Origin of the sequence: Chitinophaga oryziterrae, from assembly GCF_009758125.1 — a bacterium.
Taxonomy (GTDB): domain Bacteria; phylum Bacteroidota; class Bacteroidia; order Chitinophagales; family Chitinophagaceae; genus Chitinophaga; species Chitinophaga oryziterrae.
Map to the genome: position 1 here is coordinate 570,098 of NZ_WRXO01000001.1, position 13,533 is coordinate 583,630.

The window sequence follows — 13,533 nt, forward strand, 5'->3', positions numbered from 1 at the left end:
ATGGATATGAAGTTCGCGGAAGCGGCCCGACAGCTACGACAGCCGGAAGGTGAAGGTGGCGTGAAAATGGGGGAGCAGATGAATAAGTCCAACCGCCTGATATACGAAATGACATTGAACTTCCTGCAGATGAAAAGAGAAGATGCCATTCTGGAAATAGGAATGGGAAATGGTCATTTTGTGCGGGAACTGATAGAAAAAGAACCTTCTGTTCATTACACCGGTATAGATTTATCCGATGTAATGGTGGAAGCAGCACGCCGTGAAAATGAAGGGATTACTTTTCATTGCGCAACAGCAGAAAAAATGCCGGTAGAAGATGCTGGCTTCAATAAAGTATTTGGTGTAAACGTATTGTACTTCTGGGACCAACCTGCCGTTACACTCAAAGAAATTGCCCGTGTACTAAAACCGGAAGGAGAGCTGATACTGGCGATCCGCTCTAAAGCTACCATGCAACTGCTGCCTTTTATCGACAACGGTTTTACATTGTATGATATTGAAACGGCCACAAAACTGCTACAGGAAAATGGTTTTCGCGTAACAGAAGTCATCAGTGCAATAGAGCCTGAAAAGCTGGCTGCTGACGGTAGCAGGCTGGTGCAGCTGGAAAATATATGCATACGGGGCGTGAAAATTTAAGTTGTATTTAACATTTGGTTAATCATACAAACGGCATCTTTGTAGTTCTTAAGGAAAATATTAAGTCCTTTGGCCACGGTACTGTTGTAAACAAATGCAGAGGATTGCAGCAGTACCTGGCTAAGGCACAAGAACTACTTCCCGCCACCATCACACCTCCATACCCGTATCATATAACAAAAAAATATCTTTACTCTACAGTTGTTTTTTGTATGTTTACAGGAACAATTGTTCAACTCCTATTCCTTGTATGACTGAACGACCTAAGATCCTGGTAGTATATTATACGCAAACCGGGCAACTGAAAAGAATCATCGATAATGTGGTAGGACCTTTACAAGACAAGGCTACTATTGTGTATGAGGAGATTAAGCCTGTGCAGCCATTTACGTTCCCATGGGATAAGCAAGTGTTTTTTGATACCATGCCTGAAACAGTATTGGGAAGACCCCGTGCAATAGAACCGTTAAAGGTTGATCCGGACGAACATTTTGATCTTGTTATACTGGCCTACCAACCCTGGTTCCTGTCTCCGTCACAGCCAACAGCTGCATTCCTGCAAAATGAAACTGCGAAACGTTTACTGAAAGATAAACCGGTAGTTACACTGATGGGATGCCGTAACATGTGGCTGAACGCGCAGGAAAAGGTAAAAGGTTACCTGCAGCAGGCTGGTGCTAAACTGGTAGGTAATATAGTACTGGTAGATACTTCTCCAAACCTGATAGCGTTGCTCACCGTATTACGCTGGCAGTTCAAAGGACAGAAAGAAGCGACTAAATGGTTACCCGCGGCCGGTGTACAGGAGAAAGATATCATGGCATCTTCCCGTTTTGCTGCACCCTTGCAGAAAGCCCTGGATTCCGGACAGTGGGATGCCCTGCATCCTGAACTGATGGAACTCAAAGCCGTTGAATTAAAACCTAACCTGATATTACTTGAACAGAGAGGGATCAGTGCTTTTGGCTTCTGGTCTAAATTCATAAGTGCCAAAGGTGGGCCGGGCGCACCTGAAAGAAAGGGCCGGTTAACCATGTACCGTTTATTGTTATTAGCTGGTATCTTTGTCCTTACACCCATTGATAAGGTATCTTCAATCATAAAGTTAACCTTCAGGAAAACCAAACTGCAGGAAGACGTTGAGTACTTTAAAGGTATACACCTGCGTTAAATTTCGCAGGCAGTCATGTAATTAGCTAACATTGAGGGGAAGTATTATCTGCTATTTACGGTTATATCCGTATTGTATTTTATATTTACAGGCGTTTGTATGCAGTTTTATGCTAAAATAGCACTAGAAAAAGGGGGAAGGGACAACGCCAGTCAGCCCGGTAGGGTGTCCGGCATCAAAATAAACACAAAAAAATAGGAACCTAATTCAAATGAAGGAAGTTTATATTACAAGGCTCTCTAAATTTTTGCCAAACGAGCCAGTCGGGAATGATGATATGGAAAGCATACTGGGAATGGTGAATGGAAAGCCTTCACGTGCGCGTGTGAGGATTCTGGGGAATAATAAAATTAAAACCCGCTATTACTCATTAGATAAAGAAGGTAACTCCACCCACACCAATGCTGATATGACAGCCCTGGCGGTGAAAGGACTTTTCGACGATAAATTCCCTATCAGCAAGCTGCAATTGCTGGCTTGCGGTACTACTTCTCCCGACCAGTTATTACCTAACCATGCCGTAATGGTCCATGGCCTGCTCAAATGCCAGCCTGTAGAACTGATTTCAGCTACGGGCGCCTGTGCTGCAGGAATGCAGGCTTTTAAATACGCCTGGATGTCCATCAAATGTGGTAACTCTGAGAATGGTGTAAGTACAGGTTCCGAAAAACTGTCCAGCTGGATGCAGGCAGAGAAATTCGAACCTGAAACAGACAACCTCAAACTGCTGGATGAAAATCCTATCATCGCTTTTGAAAAAGACTTCCTGCGCTGGATGTTGTCCGACGGTGCCTGCGCTGCTTTATTCCAGGATAAACCTAATGAAGACGGATTATCCCTGCGCGTAGACTGGGTAGAGATCGCTTCCTATGCACATGAGCTGGAAACCTGTATGTATGCCGGTTCTGTGAAAAATGAAGATGGTTCCGTTACCGGCTGGTCCGTCATGAAACCGGACCAATGGGTGAAACAAAGCGTATTCGCTTTCAAACAGGATACCCGTTTACTGGGCAATAACATTGTTCCGTCCGGTGCTAAAATGTGGAAAGAACTGGTAGAACGCTATAATATAGATATTGATAAGGTGGATTATTTCCTGCCTCATCTGTCATCCGAATTCTTCCGTGCTAAAATAGATGAAGAGATCACCCGTCTGGGCGTTGCTATCCCACAGGAAAAATGGTTTACCAACCTGGTGAAAGTAGGGAATGTCGGTACGGCTTCTCCTTATTTTATGCTGGAAGAAATGATGAATACCGGGATGCTGAAAAAAGGACAAACCATTGTAATGATGGTGCCTGAAAGCGCCCGTTTTACATACGCATACGCATACCTCACGGTTGTTTAATGAGCAACCTGTAACTTATATAAAGGAGCTTAGTGTTATTACACGGCTCCTTTTATTTTAATGTAAATTTGGCTTTTGTGAAGATGCAGATCACTTAAAGACAATAAAAACCATGAAAAAAGAGGAAGTTCCCCAGGATGGTAATAACATGCATGAAGGTACCTTCAAACAGTTATTCTATGCTACAGATAATGAGGGAAAGTATGTACCGGTGACCAGTGTAGGCTGGGAACCCGAAAATGTGGCCATGCAACAGGCCTGGGAAGAGGTACATGCCCGTGTGGAAAAGGCGCGGCAACTGGTGCTGTCCGGCGAAATAAGCCCCATCAGCTACTACATGGAAAAGAATATTATGGACCTGGCACTGCTGGCCAGTTATGTCAGCAAATTCCAATGGCAGGTGAAACGGCATATGAAACCTGCTGTATTTAAGAATCTGAGCGAACGCACCTTACAGCGCTATGCTGCGGCGTTTAAGATCACTGTTGATGAATTAAAGCATATTAAGGAATAGTAATTATGAGCGATATACAGTTCAGTCATGTGCAAACTGCGCATTGTGAAAGCGGAGTTATTTCAAACATTTTCCGTCACTATGGCTTACATATCAGCGAACCAATGGCCTTCGGTATTGGTGCAGGTATCTTCTTCGGGCATTTACCTTTTCTGAAGGTAAACGGTGTTCCCGGTACTACCTACCGCATATGGCCGGGCGCTATCTTCCAGCGCGTATGTAAACGCCTGGGAGTTAAAATGCAGTCGCAGAATTTCTCTACACCGGAAAAAGCCATGCTGGAGCTGGACCGTATACTGGAAAAAGGTACACCGGTAGGCATGTTATCCAGCGTGTACTACCTGCCCTACTTACCTGCTGCTTACCGTTTCCATTTCAACGCTCATAATATTCTGGCATTTGGCAAGAGCGGGGACAACTACCAGATCAGTGATCCGGTAATGGACCACATCACGGAAATAGACCCCAAAAGCCTGGCAGAAGCCCGCTTTGCGAAAGGTTTTCCGGCTCCTAAAGGTAAAATGTATTATGCGCTGAGCGTTCCCGAACAGGTATCCTTACAGAAACCTATTAAAGAAGGGATCGATCAGTCTTGTCATTATATGCTAAAACTGCGCCTGCCTATGTTTGGCGTTAGTGGTATCCGCTACCTTGCCAAACGTTTAAAGCATTACCCTGAAAAAGTAGGAGAACGCAAAGCCGTGCTATACCTGGGAAATATCATCAGGATGCAGGAAGAAATAGGTACCGGTGGCGCCGGATTCCGTTTCATGTATGCTGCTTTCTTACAGGAAGCTGCTAACCTGCTACAGAAGGAGGAACTGGGGGTATTGTCACAGGACCTTACCCGTGTGGGAGACCTCTGGCGCAACTTTGCCTTCAACGCCGGCAGGGTATGCAAGAACAGGGCCGTGAATAACGTGTCCTATGGAGAACTGAGTGAAATGCTGATGCAATGTGCCGCGGAAGAAGAACTGGTGTTCAAACGCCTGTCCAAAGTAAAATTATAAAGAATGACGAGCATCGCGGTAAAGGACCTGCATAAAACATACAAAGGTGCGTTGGAACCTTCTCTCAGAGGACTGTCCTTTAGCTTTCAGAAGGATGCTATTGTAGGATTGTTAGGGCCTAACGGTGCAGGGAAAACGACGACGATCTCTATTTTATGCGGACTGGTAAAAGCGGACAGCGGGCAGGTGAAAATATTTGATATGCCGCAGGACGCCGCTCACCGGGAAGAGATTAAACGACTGGTAGGCGTAGTGCCACAGCAGATCGCTTTATTCCCGGAACTCACCGCTATAGAAAACCTCGTTTATTTCGGCAACCTCTACGGATTAAAAGGAAAAGGACTGCGGTCCCGCATAGATGAATACTTACAGCTATTCGGACTGGAAAAGAACGGTAACAAAGAAGTGCACCGCTTTTCCGGAGGAATGAAACGCCGTACAAATATTATAGCAGCCATCCTGCATCAGCCACAATTGCTGATCCTGGATGAGCCTACTGCCGGTGTGGATGTACAGTCGCGCAGCATGATCCTGCAATTCCTGCGGGAATACAACAAGCAGGGGGTGAGCATTGTATACACATCACATTTACTGGAAGAAGCGCAGACCATCTGCAGTGAGGTAGCCATCATCGATGAGGGCCGGTTGATCGTACAGGGTACTCCGGATGCACTGATTGCTAAACACAGCAATTGTCGCAACCTGGAAGATGTGTTTTTGCATTATACCGGTTATGCGGTGAGGGATTAATTATAAAATATTCATGTTAAGATTACTGGCTACCATAAGGAAAGAATGGCTGTTGTTACTGCGCGACAGAACAGGGATCACCCTGCTGTTTGCAATGCCGCTGGTGCTGATCACCGTGATGGCGCTGATAGAAGATGCACCGTTCAGGGATTACCAGGAAGTAAAGTTTGATATTCTTACCGTAGATAATGATCATGGACGTTTAGGAAGATATATCCAGGACGGATTGCAATCCAGCGGACAGTTCAACATTGTTGATTCCGTGAAAGGCCATCCTGTTACAGAACAGGCAGCCAAAGAAATGGTGAATGCCGGCGACTACAAAATCTGTATCATCATCCCGCAGGGGGCTACCGGCGCTATTGTAAGCAATGCTAACAAAATAGTGAACGACATTTCCCACAGAATGGGCATGTCAATTGCACTACCGGTAAGTACACGTACGGATTCGTTACATGTAACGGTCTATTTTGATCCTGCAGCCAAAAAAGCGTTCAAAAGCGCTATTCACCAGGCATTGGATAATTTCCTTACGCAGGTGGAAACAGATCTGCTGATGGACCGTATAAAACAACAGTTAAAGAGAAAGGACGTTCAGGAAACGGATACCATGCAGATACAGTTAAAGGCTGTAGGATTGAAAGAGCAGTTTGCCGGTGAATCAAAACAGGTAGATGTGATCTCTAATTCTGTTCAGCATAATGTACCGGCATGGAGCATTTTTGCGATGTTCTTTATAGTGATACCGATTGGAGGGAATATGATCCGTGAAAGAGAGGACGGTAGCTTGTTGAGAATGAAACTGATACCAGGTTCTTATCTCGCTATACTGGCGGGCAAGATGTTGTTCTTTGTAGGCGTTTGCGTGGTACAGTTTTACCTGATGATCCTGGTGGGCATTTACCTGTTACCGCTGTTTGGCTTGCCTGAACTATTACTGGGACATAGTCATGTGGCTACTTTCATAGTAGCTGCCTGCATAGGACTGGCAGCCACGGCATACGGCATACTGGTAGGTACTGTATTCAAAACGCCCAACCAGGCATTGAATTTCGGGGCTATCTCCATCGTCATCCTGTCTGCCATTGGCGGTATCTGGATACCATTGGAGATCATGCCGCCAACATTGCAGTATATAGGGCATCTGTCGCCGTTAAGCTGGGGACTGGATGCTATTAATAATATCTATCTGCGCAATATGGGGCTGGAACATATCCTCGCAGATGTAAGTAAGCTGGTAGTATGTGCCGCTGTGATGCTATGTATAGCAGCAGGGATAGAGAAAAGAAGGATCAGCTGATATTGACTATTGAAGGTAAAACTGTATTTTTATGACCGTTTGGCCACAAAAAGGCAGGCTTTGCTTTCTTGGATAAACAAAGGAGAGTATAAACCTACAACACACATATGGAAGAATTAAAACAGAAATTGAAAGAACAGATCATCGAAGCTTTGAATCTGCAGGATACCCGTCCGGAAGACATTAAAGACGATGCGCCATTGTTTGGAGAAGGTCTTGGTCTGGATAGTATTGATTCCCTGGAATTAATGGTATTACTGGAAAGATCTTATCATATTAAAGTGGAAGATCCCCGTGAAGGCCGTAAGATATTGCAGTCAGTACAATCCATGGCAGAATTTATCAAATCTAAACAACCTGCATAAGAATAACCTGGTATGGCGGAACGTGTGTTTATAACAGGAATGGGGATGATTACCGCCATTGGTGATGATGTAGCAGGGAACCTTCGCAGCCTGCGCTCACAGCAGAGTGGACTGGGTTTTACCAGCCACCTCGATACCATTTACAAAACGATACTCCCGGTAGCGGAAGTAAAATATACTACTCAACAGCTCAGTGAAATGGCTGGTGTAGCCGGTATTGACGGTTATACCCGTACCACTTTACTGGGACTGATCGCCATGCGTGAAGCGCTGGCACAGGCAGGTATCACCGACGTGCAGCAGGAGCCTACCGGCTTTATCAATGCATCTACCGTTGGTGGTATGTGTGATACCGAAAACGTTTATTTCGATATCGTAGACCCGGAGAAAACGGGCGACTTCCTCAAATTTATTGATACCCTTGATTGTGCGGACTGTACACAGCGGATTGCTGATACAGTAGGTATTACAGAACATATTGCCACTATCAGTACGGCCTGTTCTTCTTCTGCCAATGCACTGATGTATGGCGCCCGTCTTATCAGGGCCGGACTTACACGCAGGGTCATCTGCGGAGGAACGGAAGCGCTCACGCGGTTTACGCTAAATGGTTTTAATTCACTCAAGAATATAGACAAGCGGCCCTGCCGGCCTTTTGATCAGCAACGTAACGGGTTAAATCTCGGAGAAGGCGCTGCTTATATGGTGCTGGAAAGTGAGTCTTTAGTAAGAGAGAATAATAGTAAAGTGATAGCGGAGCTGAGCGGGTATGCGAATACCAACGAGGCTTTTCACCCTACGTCACCCTCTCCGGAAGGAGATGGCGCTTTTGCCGCGATGCGGGATGCGCTGGCGATGAGCGGACGTACGATTGCAGATGTGCAGTATGTGAATGTGCATGGTACGGCCACACTCAGCAATGATGTGTCCGAGGGGAAAGCATTGCAGCGTTTGTTTGGCACTACGGTCCCGCCATTCAGCAGTACCAAGCCTTTCACAGGGCATACACTGGCTGCAGCAGGAGCGATAGAAGCTATTTATTCTGTACTGGCTATTCAAAACGAACTGGTGTTTCCCAATCTCAATTTTACAGAAGGGATGGAGGAATTGTATATCACTCCGGAAACACAGTTGAAGGAAGGATATCCTGTACACCATGTTATTTCAAATTCATTCGGTTTCGGGGGTAATAATGCCTCCCTGATGATCAGCAAATATGAAGGGTAAATGTTACATACAAGGTATGGCGGCTATCTCTCCTCAGCATACGTTTGAGGGAGATCTTTCTGTGCAGCCTATGGTGATCAGCAGCGGCAATATGCTTTCCTGCGTGGAACCGGATTATAAAGCCTTTATTCCCGGCAATAGTCTGCGCCGTATGAGCCGCATTTTAAAGATTGGGCTGACTACTGCACTGCGTTGTTTACAGGACAGTGGTATTGAAACGCCCGGGGCTATTGTTACCGGTACAGGCAAAGGCAGCTTACAGGATACCGAGAAATTTATTAAGGAGATCCTTGATTATAAGGAGACTGCACTCAATCCCACTCCGTTTATACAATCTACCTATAATGCAGTGAATGGCCTGATAGCCTTACAGCAGAAGTGTACTCAGTATAATAACACCTTTGTGCATCGTGGTTTTTCTTTTGAGAACGCGCTGCTGGATAGTATGCTGTTACTACATGAGGGAAAGGAGAATGTACTAGCTGGTGCTTTTGAAGAAATTACAGCAGAGCATTTTTATATTAAAAGCCGCGTAGGGCAGTGGAAGTCAGAGGATATCTCTAACGATACTTTATACCAGCATTTTTCCCCGGGCACTATCTCAGGAGAAGGTGCTGCGTTTTTTGTATTAGGCCCGGAAGCTACAGCTAACACTTATGCAGAGCTGGCCGGATTGAAAATGTTGTACAAACCAAGTCAGGAAAAACTGGCGGCTTCTTTACAAACTTTCCTTCAATCCCATGAAGAGATTGATATGGTATTGACCGGCCGTAATGCAGATATTAATTACGACCGATACTACCAGGTAGTAGATCAGCAGTTATCCGGTATACCACAATTACCATTCAAACACCTGTGCGGGGAATATGATACTGCCGGCGCTTTTGCTTTATGGCTGGGAGCGCAGTTGCTGAAAACACAACAGTTACCGCTGCAGTGGTTCCCTATGCAGCATCAGACACCAGCGAAGCTGCGTAATATTCTCATCTACAATAACTTCTTTGGAGAGCAACATGTGTTCATGTTGCTAAAGGGTATATAAACAAGAAAGCTCCGCTATGGCTAAACTTTTAGGTACATATCCGCCTCATACGGGTAGCATATTATTCCGTTTTAGATTAGTTATCAGCAGGTAGTTGTTTTGCTGGTGCTTGTAAGGCCATTTGAGCAATACGTTTATTAAGTTCTGCAATTTCTTCAAGAATTTCATCAAAATCTAACGACTCACCGTAGATCATTTCAGTGCGCATTACAGTGTAATCTGATCTATATCTCTCTAGTAAGGAGGGTGGTGGTAAAAAAGAAACAGAGGCTGGATAAAGAGTATCATATTCTAGTCCTCTGTAAGAGATCCAATGTCTACGGTGTTCAACTATTTGTTGATATAACGTTGGATTTTGTAAAAGCTGCTCTCCATATCCCTGCCGGCTTAATGAAATGATATCTCCCAAATGTCTGGATTGTCTTTCTGCCAAAGCAGGATCTGTTTGTTCGGGATTGTCTCCTAAGGCTATAAACTTTTCATGCAATAAAAATATTTTTTCCATTAAGGTCTTAAGAGGGTGGGCGGCAGTGATAGTAAAAGGTGTCTCTTGATAGGCGTTGTTGGAAAAGTGTTCCCATAACAGGGACGAAATAACAACTGGCTCCGTTGGTTCATGTAAAGACCTAATGCTAAATTCAACTTTTACTTCGTCCGCCAGATAGGGATTGGCAAGATATAGTGACTGATATTTTACAAACAGTGTTTGTGGGTCAGTATCAGGCATCTTTTCAGGGATAGGTTTGGCGGTAATTGTTACGAGATCGGCACCTACACCGTAAGAAGCCAGTTGTTGACGCAAAGCTGGTTGAATTTCGTTGGTTGTAAACCTACAGCCTAGTTTTTTCAATCGTTTGACAAAGGTTTTTGAAGGTTGTACTGTATATTCCTGATCCAATGCTTGTGGATCTAGTGATATATCAATGTCTTCCGAAAAACGTTGTATGAGTTTAAACCCTTTACTTAAACAGGTGCCTCCTTTAAATACAAAGTGAGATGATATGGGGAGTTCAAATAATGCTTTCAACACCAATGTGACCCACCAATCTTTTTCAATGGCTTTTGCCGTAATGCCACTTTGAATTGCTGCCTGGTTAATTGCGATGCGTCTTTGCTCCGGAGTTAGTTGAAGCCATCCTATCATTGTCTGAGTTTAGAAGTGTTATTAAAAAATCATAAATATGAGCTGGTGCTATACTTAGGTCCTTTTTAAGTAGCACTGGGTCCTCTGTAAGTAACACTGTCTTGATTTTTTTTCTCATTTCTGCATCCAGATGAAGCGTTCCAATATCATCCAACCCTAATATGACAAGTGTGCTCAATGGCCCCATCAATGACATTTTTTTAGGAGTAGTAGGTTTAAATTGGATAAGGGTTTTGCCGATTCTGATTTGGCGTCGTTCTCCGTCAGTTAGATATACAAGTTTGGTGGGAACTTGAGTCGTAAGTCCAAGTTGATGTAAGGCTTTAGCACCAGTAGGTTTTATTCTTACTTTATGCTTTTGAGCAATCGTGATGGCAATTTTTTCAATGGAAGGATATACTTCACCAAATAATGGATCTTTTTTAGGTATATAATAAATGCCATGAGCTAGGCGCTTAATTTTTTCTTTTTGGACTAAGCGAGACAAAGACATTTTAATAGCCGCAGCCGTACCTATCCCCCTGAAATCTTCGGGGATAACAATGGTACCTTTCTTATAATGCCGCAATTTTTTTTCTATATGGTCTTGTATACTCATGCCGATACAAAGATAAGGCTAAATGCGGTTAGTTTCGTTACTGGAATCCTCAAATTAGTAACAAATTTGTTACTAATTTCCTCAAATTGGTAACAAGAATTCATTTGTAATTTTTAATAGTAACTAAATAAGTAAATTATTTTTAACTGTTAATTAGTTAATTAGTTGATATTTGAAAAGTCAAATTAGCTAAATAGGTGAAAAATACTGATTTTAACCCAATTGGGTTGTGTAATTGTTATGGCCAGTGTTGACAATGAGTACTGAGAGAACTAGAGTGGATATCTCTTTACAAGATTTAATGTGTGCATAATCACACAAAATCTTCCACAAACCACTTCGATATTCCCTCACTCCATTTGAATAAAACACAATTGGCTGCGTTATGAGCCTATTGTGTTTTTATGATATAAGTTTATTACAAATTGAAGATCATTTCACCCTGAAAACCGGGTATCGTAAATATCCTGGTTCTGCATAAACAGAATGTTCATATACAAATCTTAACTGTGCATCTGCACTTTTAGCAAACGTGCTATCACTTGCTCTCTTATCTTTTAATGCTTGTTGTAAAGAAGGATGAGTAGATAAATACTCCGCAGCCACATCTTCAAACACATAAGCAGAATACCCTTCTTTTCTGCCTAATATCGCATCAAAGAAATTCCAGGCAAAGAAAGAATCTCCACCGGTAGGTTCTAAAGTCTCTATTAAATACCTGTTCGCCACCTGGTTCAAAGGAATATAATAATCCCCTTTTCTAAAATGGATACTATCAGCGCTGGTATTCACCTGCACACTATTATGCAGATAATGTCCTTCATAAGGACGAAGCGCCGTTTTAAAATCAGCTATATGATAAGTCTCTACAAAGATGGTAGTATCATGGGAGAGCGGTATCATCACCACTTTATTATTCTTCAGGATATCCAGTACGGTCCACCATCCCTGCGGGATAATATAAGCACTTGGTTTTTGCACAAAATTCCCCGGAATCATGTAATTATAAAACTTTACCTGACGGGTATAAGGTCTTGAACGGTTATAATACAAACGAGGTAAACCGGAAACGGCGCTGGGATGATGCTCTGCCTCAAAGCCGGAAAAAGTCAGATAGCTATAGCGGGTTGTATCCAGGTTCCAGGCCAGCGGAAAAGTAGCCTGTGTTTTCACTTGCTCTTTGGTTTGCGCACGTAACGATTTAATTTCTTCACTATGTTCGCTTACAAACTGTATAAAAGATTCCATCAGCGCATAAGTAGCCTGTACCCGTAAAGGATATGCTTTCAGCATATGAGTTTCAGGAACAAATCCAAAAGTATGGAAGAGGGTAGTATACCCACTGGAAAACCGGGGACTATCATCAAATGTCATCCAGCCGCTCTCAGGTGTTTCTCCTTCAAAATCCACATAAGGAACGATATCATATCCTTTCGTCTTCATCAGTTTATACAAACCTGGCTCAAATGTGGAATGCAGAAAGGCGCCCATTGGGCCGCCCAGTTTGGTATATTCAGTAGATAACAGGGTCATGATATGCTGATAATCAGCGCCATTGCTCACATGATTATCAATAAATACATCCGGGTCCGTTAACTGGTAAATCTGCTGGAAAGCACGTGCGTTCCTGGAGTCTGCCTTAATAAAATCCCTGTTAAGATCAAGATTCCTCGCATTGCCACGGGAGCCAAAAGCATCCGGACCATTCTGATCTACCCTGAAATCCGTACTACGGTTTAATGCACCACCAATATTATACAATGGAATAACGGCCAGCACAACATTGTCCGGTAACTTCTTTTTGCCAAGTGCAAGATCGCGTAAGAGCATCATACTGGCATCGATACCATCCGGCTCACCAGGATGAATCCCGTTATTGATGAGGATGATGCGTTTATTTTTACTGCGAAGGCTGGTGAAATTAAAATCTTTGGAAGGAGAATACACCACAAGATTAAGCGGATAGCCACTATCAGTATTCCCGATCTTCAACATATGAATCTGAGGGAATTTCTTTACTAACAGACGATAATAGGCAATGCATTCAGTGTAGGTAACGGTTTCTTTCCCCTGCGTCTTTTCATACCGGGTAGTAAGGTCCTGTGCAAGAGCGGGAGAGCATAGCAAAACCAGCAGAGTTATCTTTATAAGCTGTTTCATAGAGGAAAATAGATAAACAAAGAAATGAGCGACTAAGATTTTGGCATATTGTAATCTCATAACCGGGCGCTGTAGGAGCCTCGTGTTTGTAGAGAACGAATAATAGGACACAATAAGCTCCGTTAGGGTAGTGCCTCAGTTTGATTACGTAATCTTCGTGTCAGATGTTATTGATAAATACACCTTATCTGACGTGAATATTAGGTGAAGTTAAATTGAAAAACAAATCCTGAGCCCATATTCCAAAGCTAAATCAGAGAAC

General features: G+C 43.5%; 13 protein-coding genes. 10 read left to right on the forward strand and 3 right to left on the reverse strand.

Annotated features, from left to right (window positions below):
• The 10 genes from GO495_RS02375 (at position 1) to GO495_RS02420 (ending at position 9,369) form a co-directional block, all read left to right on the forward strand.
• Positions 1-642: a class I SAM-dependent methyltransferase gene (locus GO495_RS02375; protein ID WP_157298098.1), complete on the forward strand. Its 642-nt coding sequence runs from the start codon at positions 1-3 to the stop codon at positions 640-642.
• 250 nt (positions 643-892) lie between these two features.
• Positions 893-1,813 carry a dialkylrecorsinol condensing enzyme gene (locus GO495_RS02380; protein WP_157298099.1) on the forward strand — a complete coding sequence of 307 codons (921 nt, stop codon included), beginning with the start codon at positions 893-895 and terminating at the stop codon, positions 1,811-1,813.
• Between the two features lie 211 nt (positions 1,814-2,024).
• A complete protein-coding gene (darB, locus tag GO495_RS02385; protein WP_157298100.1) occupies positions 2,025-3,161 on the forward strand; it encodes a dialkylresorcinol biosynthesis protein DarB in 1,137 nt (378 codons plus the stop codon).
• A 112-nt stretch (positions 3,162-3,273) separates the two neighbouring features.
• Complete coding sequence (DarG, locus tag GO495_RS02390; protein WP_157298101.1) at positions 3,274-3,675, forward strand: flexirubin biosynthesis protein DarG; 402 nt, start codon at positions 3,274-3,276, stop codon at positions 3,673-3,675.
• Positions 3,676-3,680: 5 nt separating this feature from the next.
• On the forward strand, positions 3,681-4,685 hold the full coding sequence (gene darH, locus GO495_RS02395) for a BtrH-related acyltransferase DarH (protein ID WP_157298102.1): 1,005 nt from the start codon (positions 3,681-3,683) through the stop codon (positions 4,683-4,685).
• 3 nt (positions 4,686-4,688) lie between these two features.
• Positions 4,689-5,435, forward strand: coding sequence for an ABC transporter ATP-binding protein (locus GO495_RS02400; protein WP_157298103.1), 747 nt, complete (start codon positions 4,689-4,691; stop codon positions 5,433-5,435).
• Between the two features lie 13 nt (positions 5,436-5,448).
• Positions 5,449-6,735, forward strand: a complete 1,287-nt coding sequence (locus GO495_RS02405; RefSeq protein ID WP_157298104.1) for an ABC transporter permease — start codon at positions 5,449-5,451, stop codon at positions 6,733-6,735.
• A 107-nt stretch (positions 6,736-6,842) separates the two neighbouring features.
• On the forward strand, positions 6,843-7,100 hold the full coding sequence (locus GO495_RS02410) for a phosphopantetheine-binding protein (protein WP_157298105.1): 258 nt from the start codon (positions 6,843-6,845) through the stop codon (positions 7,098-7,100).
• A 12-nt stretch (positions 7,101-7,112) separates the two neighbouring features.
• A complete protein-coding gene (locus GO495_RS02415) occupies positions 7,113-8,327 on the forward strand; it encodes a beta-ketoacyl-[acyl-carrier-protein] synthase family protein (protein WP_157298106.1) in 1,215 nt (404 codons plus the stop codon).
• A complete protein-coding gene (locus tag GO495_RS02420; RefSeq protein WP_157298107.1) occupies positions 8,317-9,369 on the forward strand; it encodes a beta-ketoacyl synthase chain length factor in 1,053 nt (350 codons plus the stop codon). The genes GO495_RS02415 and GO495_RS02420 overlap by 11 nt, the downstream gene beginning before the upstream one ends.
• A gap of 76 nt (positions 9,370-9,445) precedes the next feature.
• Here GO495_RS02420 and GO495_RS02425 read toward each other — a convergent pair whose 3' ends face one another.
• The 3 genes from GO495_RS02425 to GO495_RS02435 all read right to left on the reverse strand — a co-directional run bounded on the left by GO495_RS02425 (position 9,446) and on the right by GO495_RS02435 (position 13,271).
• Positions 9,446-10,513 (reverse strand): nucleotidyl transferase AbiEii/AbiGii toxin family protein, encoded by a 1,068-nt coding sequence (locus GO495_RS02425; protein ID WP_157298108.1) that lies wholly within the window; start codon positions 10,511-10,513, stop codon positions 9,446-9,448.
• Positions 10,464-11,111 carry a DUF6088 family protein gene (locus tag GO495_RS02430; protein WP_157298109.1) on the reverse strand — a complete coding sequence of 216 codons (648 nt, stop codon included), beginning with the start codon at positions 11,109-11,111 and terminating at the stop codon, positions 10,464-10,466. The genes GO495_RS02425 and GO495_RS02430 overlap by 50 nt, the downstream gene beginning before the upstream one ends.
• 432 nt (positions 11,112-11,543) lie before the next feature.
• A complete protein-coding gene (locus tag GO495_RS02435) occupies positions 11,544-13,271 on the reverse strand; it encodes a M14 family metallopeptidase (protein ID WP_157298110.1) in 1,728 nt (575 codons plus the stop codon).
• Positions 13,272-13,533 lie beyond the last annotated feature (262 nt).

Excerpts from the sequence above, each read along its gene's own strand:
- GO495_RS02435 (WP_157298110.1), bottom strand. The coding sequence starts at position 13,271 with ATGAAACAGCTTATAAAGATAACTCTGCTGGTTTTGCTATGCTCTCCC.
- GO495_RS02375 (WP_157298098.1), top strand. The coding sequence starts at position 1 with ATGGATATGAAGTTCGCGGAAGCGGCCCGACAGCTACGACAGCCGGAA.
- GO495_RS02410 (WP_157298105.1), top strand. The coding sequence starts at position 6,843 with ATGGAAGAATTAAAACAGAAATTGAAAGAACAGATCATCGAAGCTTTG.
- darB (WP_157298100.1), top strand. The coding sequence starts at position 2,025 with ATGAAGGAAGTTTATATTACAAGGCTCTCTAAATTTTTGCCAAACGAG.
- GO495_RS02420 (WP_157298107.1), top strand. The coding sequence starts at position 8,317 with ATGAAGGGTAAATGTTACATACAAGGTATGGCGGCTATCTCTCCTCAG.
- GO495_RS02380 (WP_157298099.1), top strand. The coding sequence starts at position 893 with ATGACTGAACGACCTAAGATCCTGGTAGTATATTATACGCAAACCGGG.
- darH (WP_157298102.1), top strand. The coding sequence starts at position 3,681 with ATGAGCGATATACAGTTCAGTCATGTGCAAACTGCGCATTGTGAAAGC.
- GO495_RS02400 (WP_157298103.1), top strand. The coding sequence starts at position 4,689 with ATGACGAGCATCGCGGTAAAGGACCTGCATAAAACATACAAAGGTGCG.
- GO495_RS02415 (WP_157298106.1), top strand. The coding sequence starts at position 7,113 with ATGGCGGAACGTGTGTTTATAACAGGAATGGGGATGATTACCGCCATT.
- GO495_RS02430 (WP_157298109.1), bottom strand. The coding sequence starts at position 11,111 with ATGAGTATACAAGACCATATAGAAAAAAAATTGCGGCATTATAAGAAA.
- DarG (WP_157298101.1), top strand. The coding sequence starts at position 3,274 with ATGAAAAAAGAGGAAGTTCCCCAGGATGGTAATAACATGCATGAAGGT.
- GO495_RS02425 (WP_157298108.1), bottom strand. The coding sequence starts at position 10,513 with ATGATAGGATGGCTTCAACTAACTCCGGAGCAAAGACGCATCGCAATT.
- GO495_RS02405 (WP_157298104.1), top strand. The coding sequence starts at position 5,449 with ATGTTAAGATTACTGGCTACCATAAGGAAAGAATGGCTGTTGTTACTG.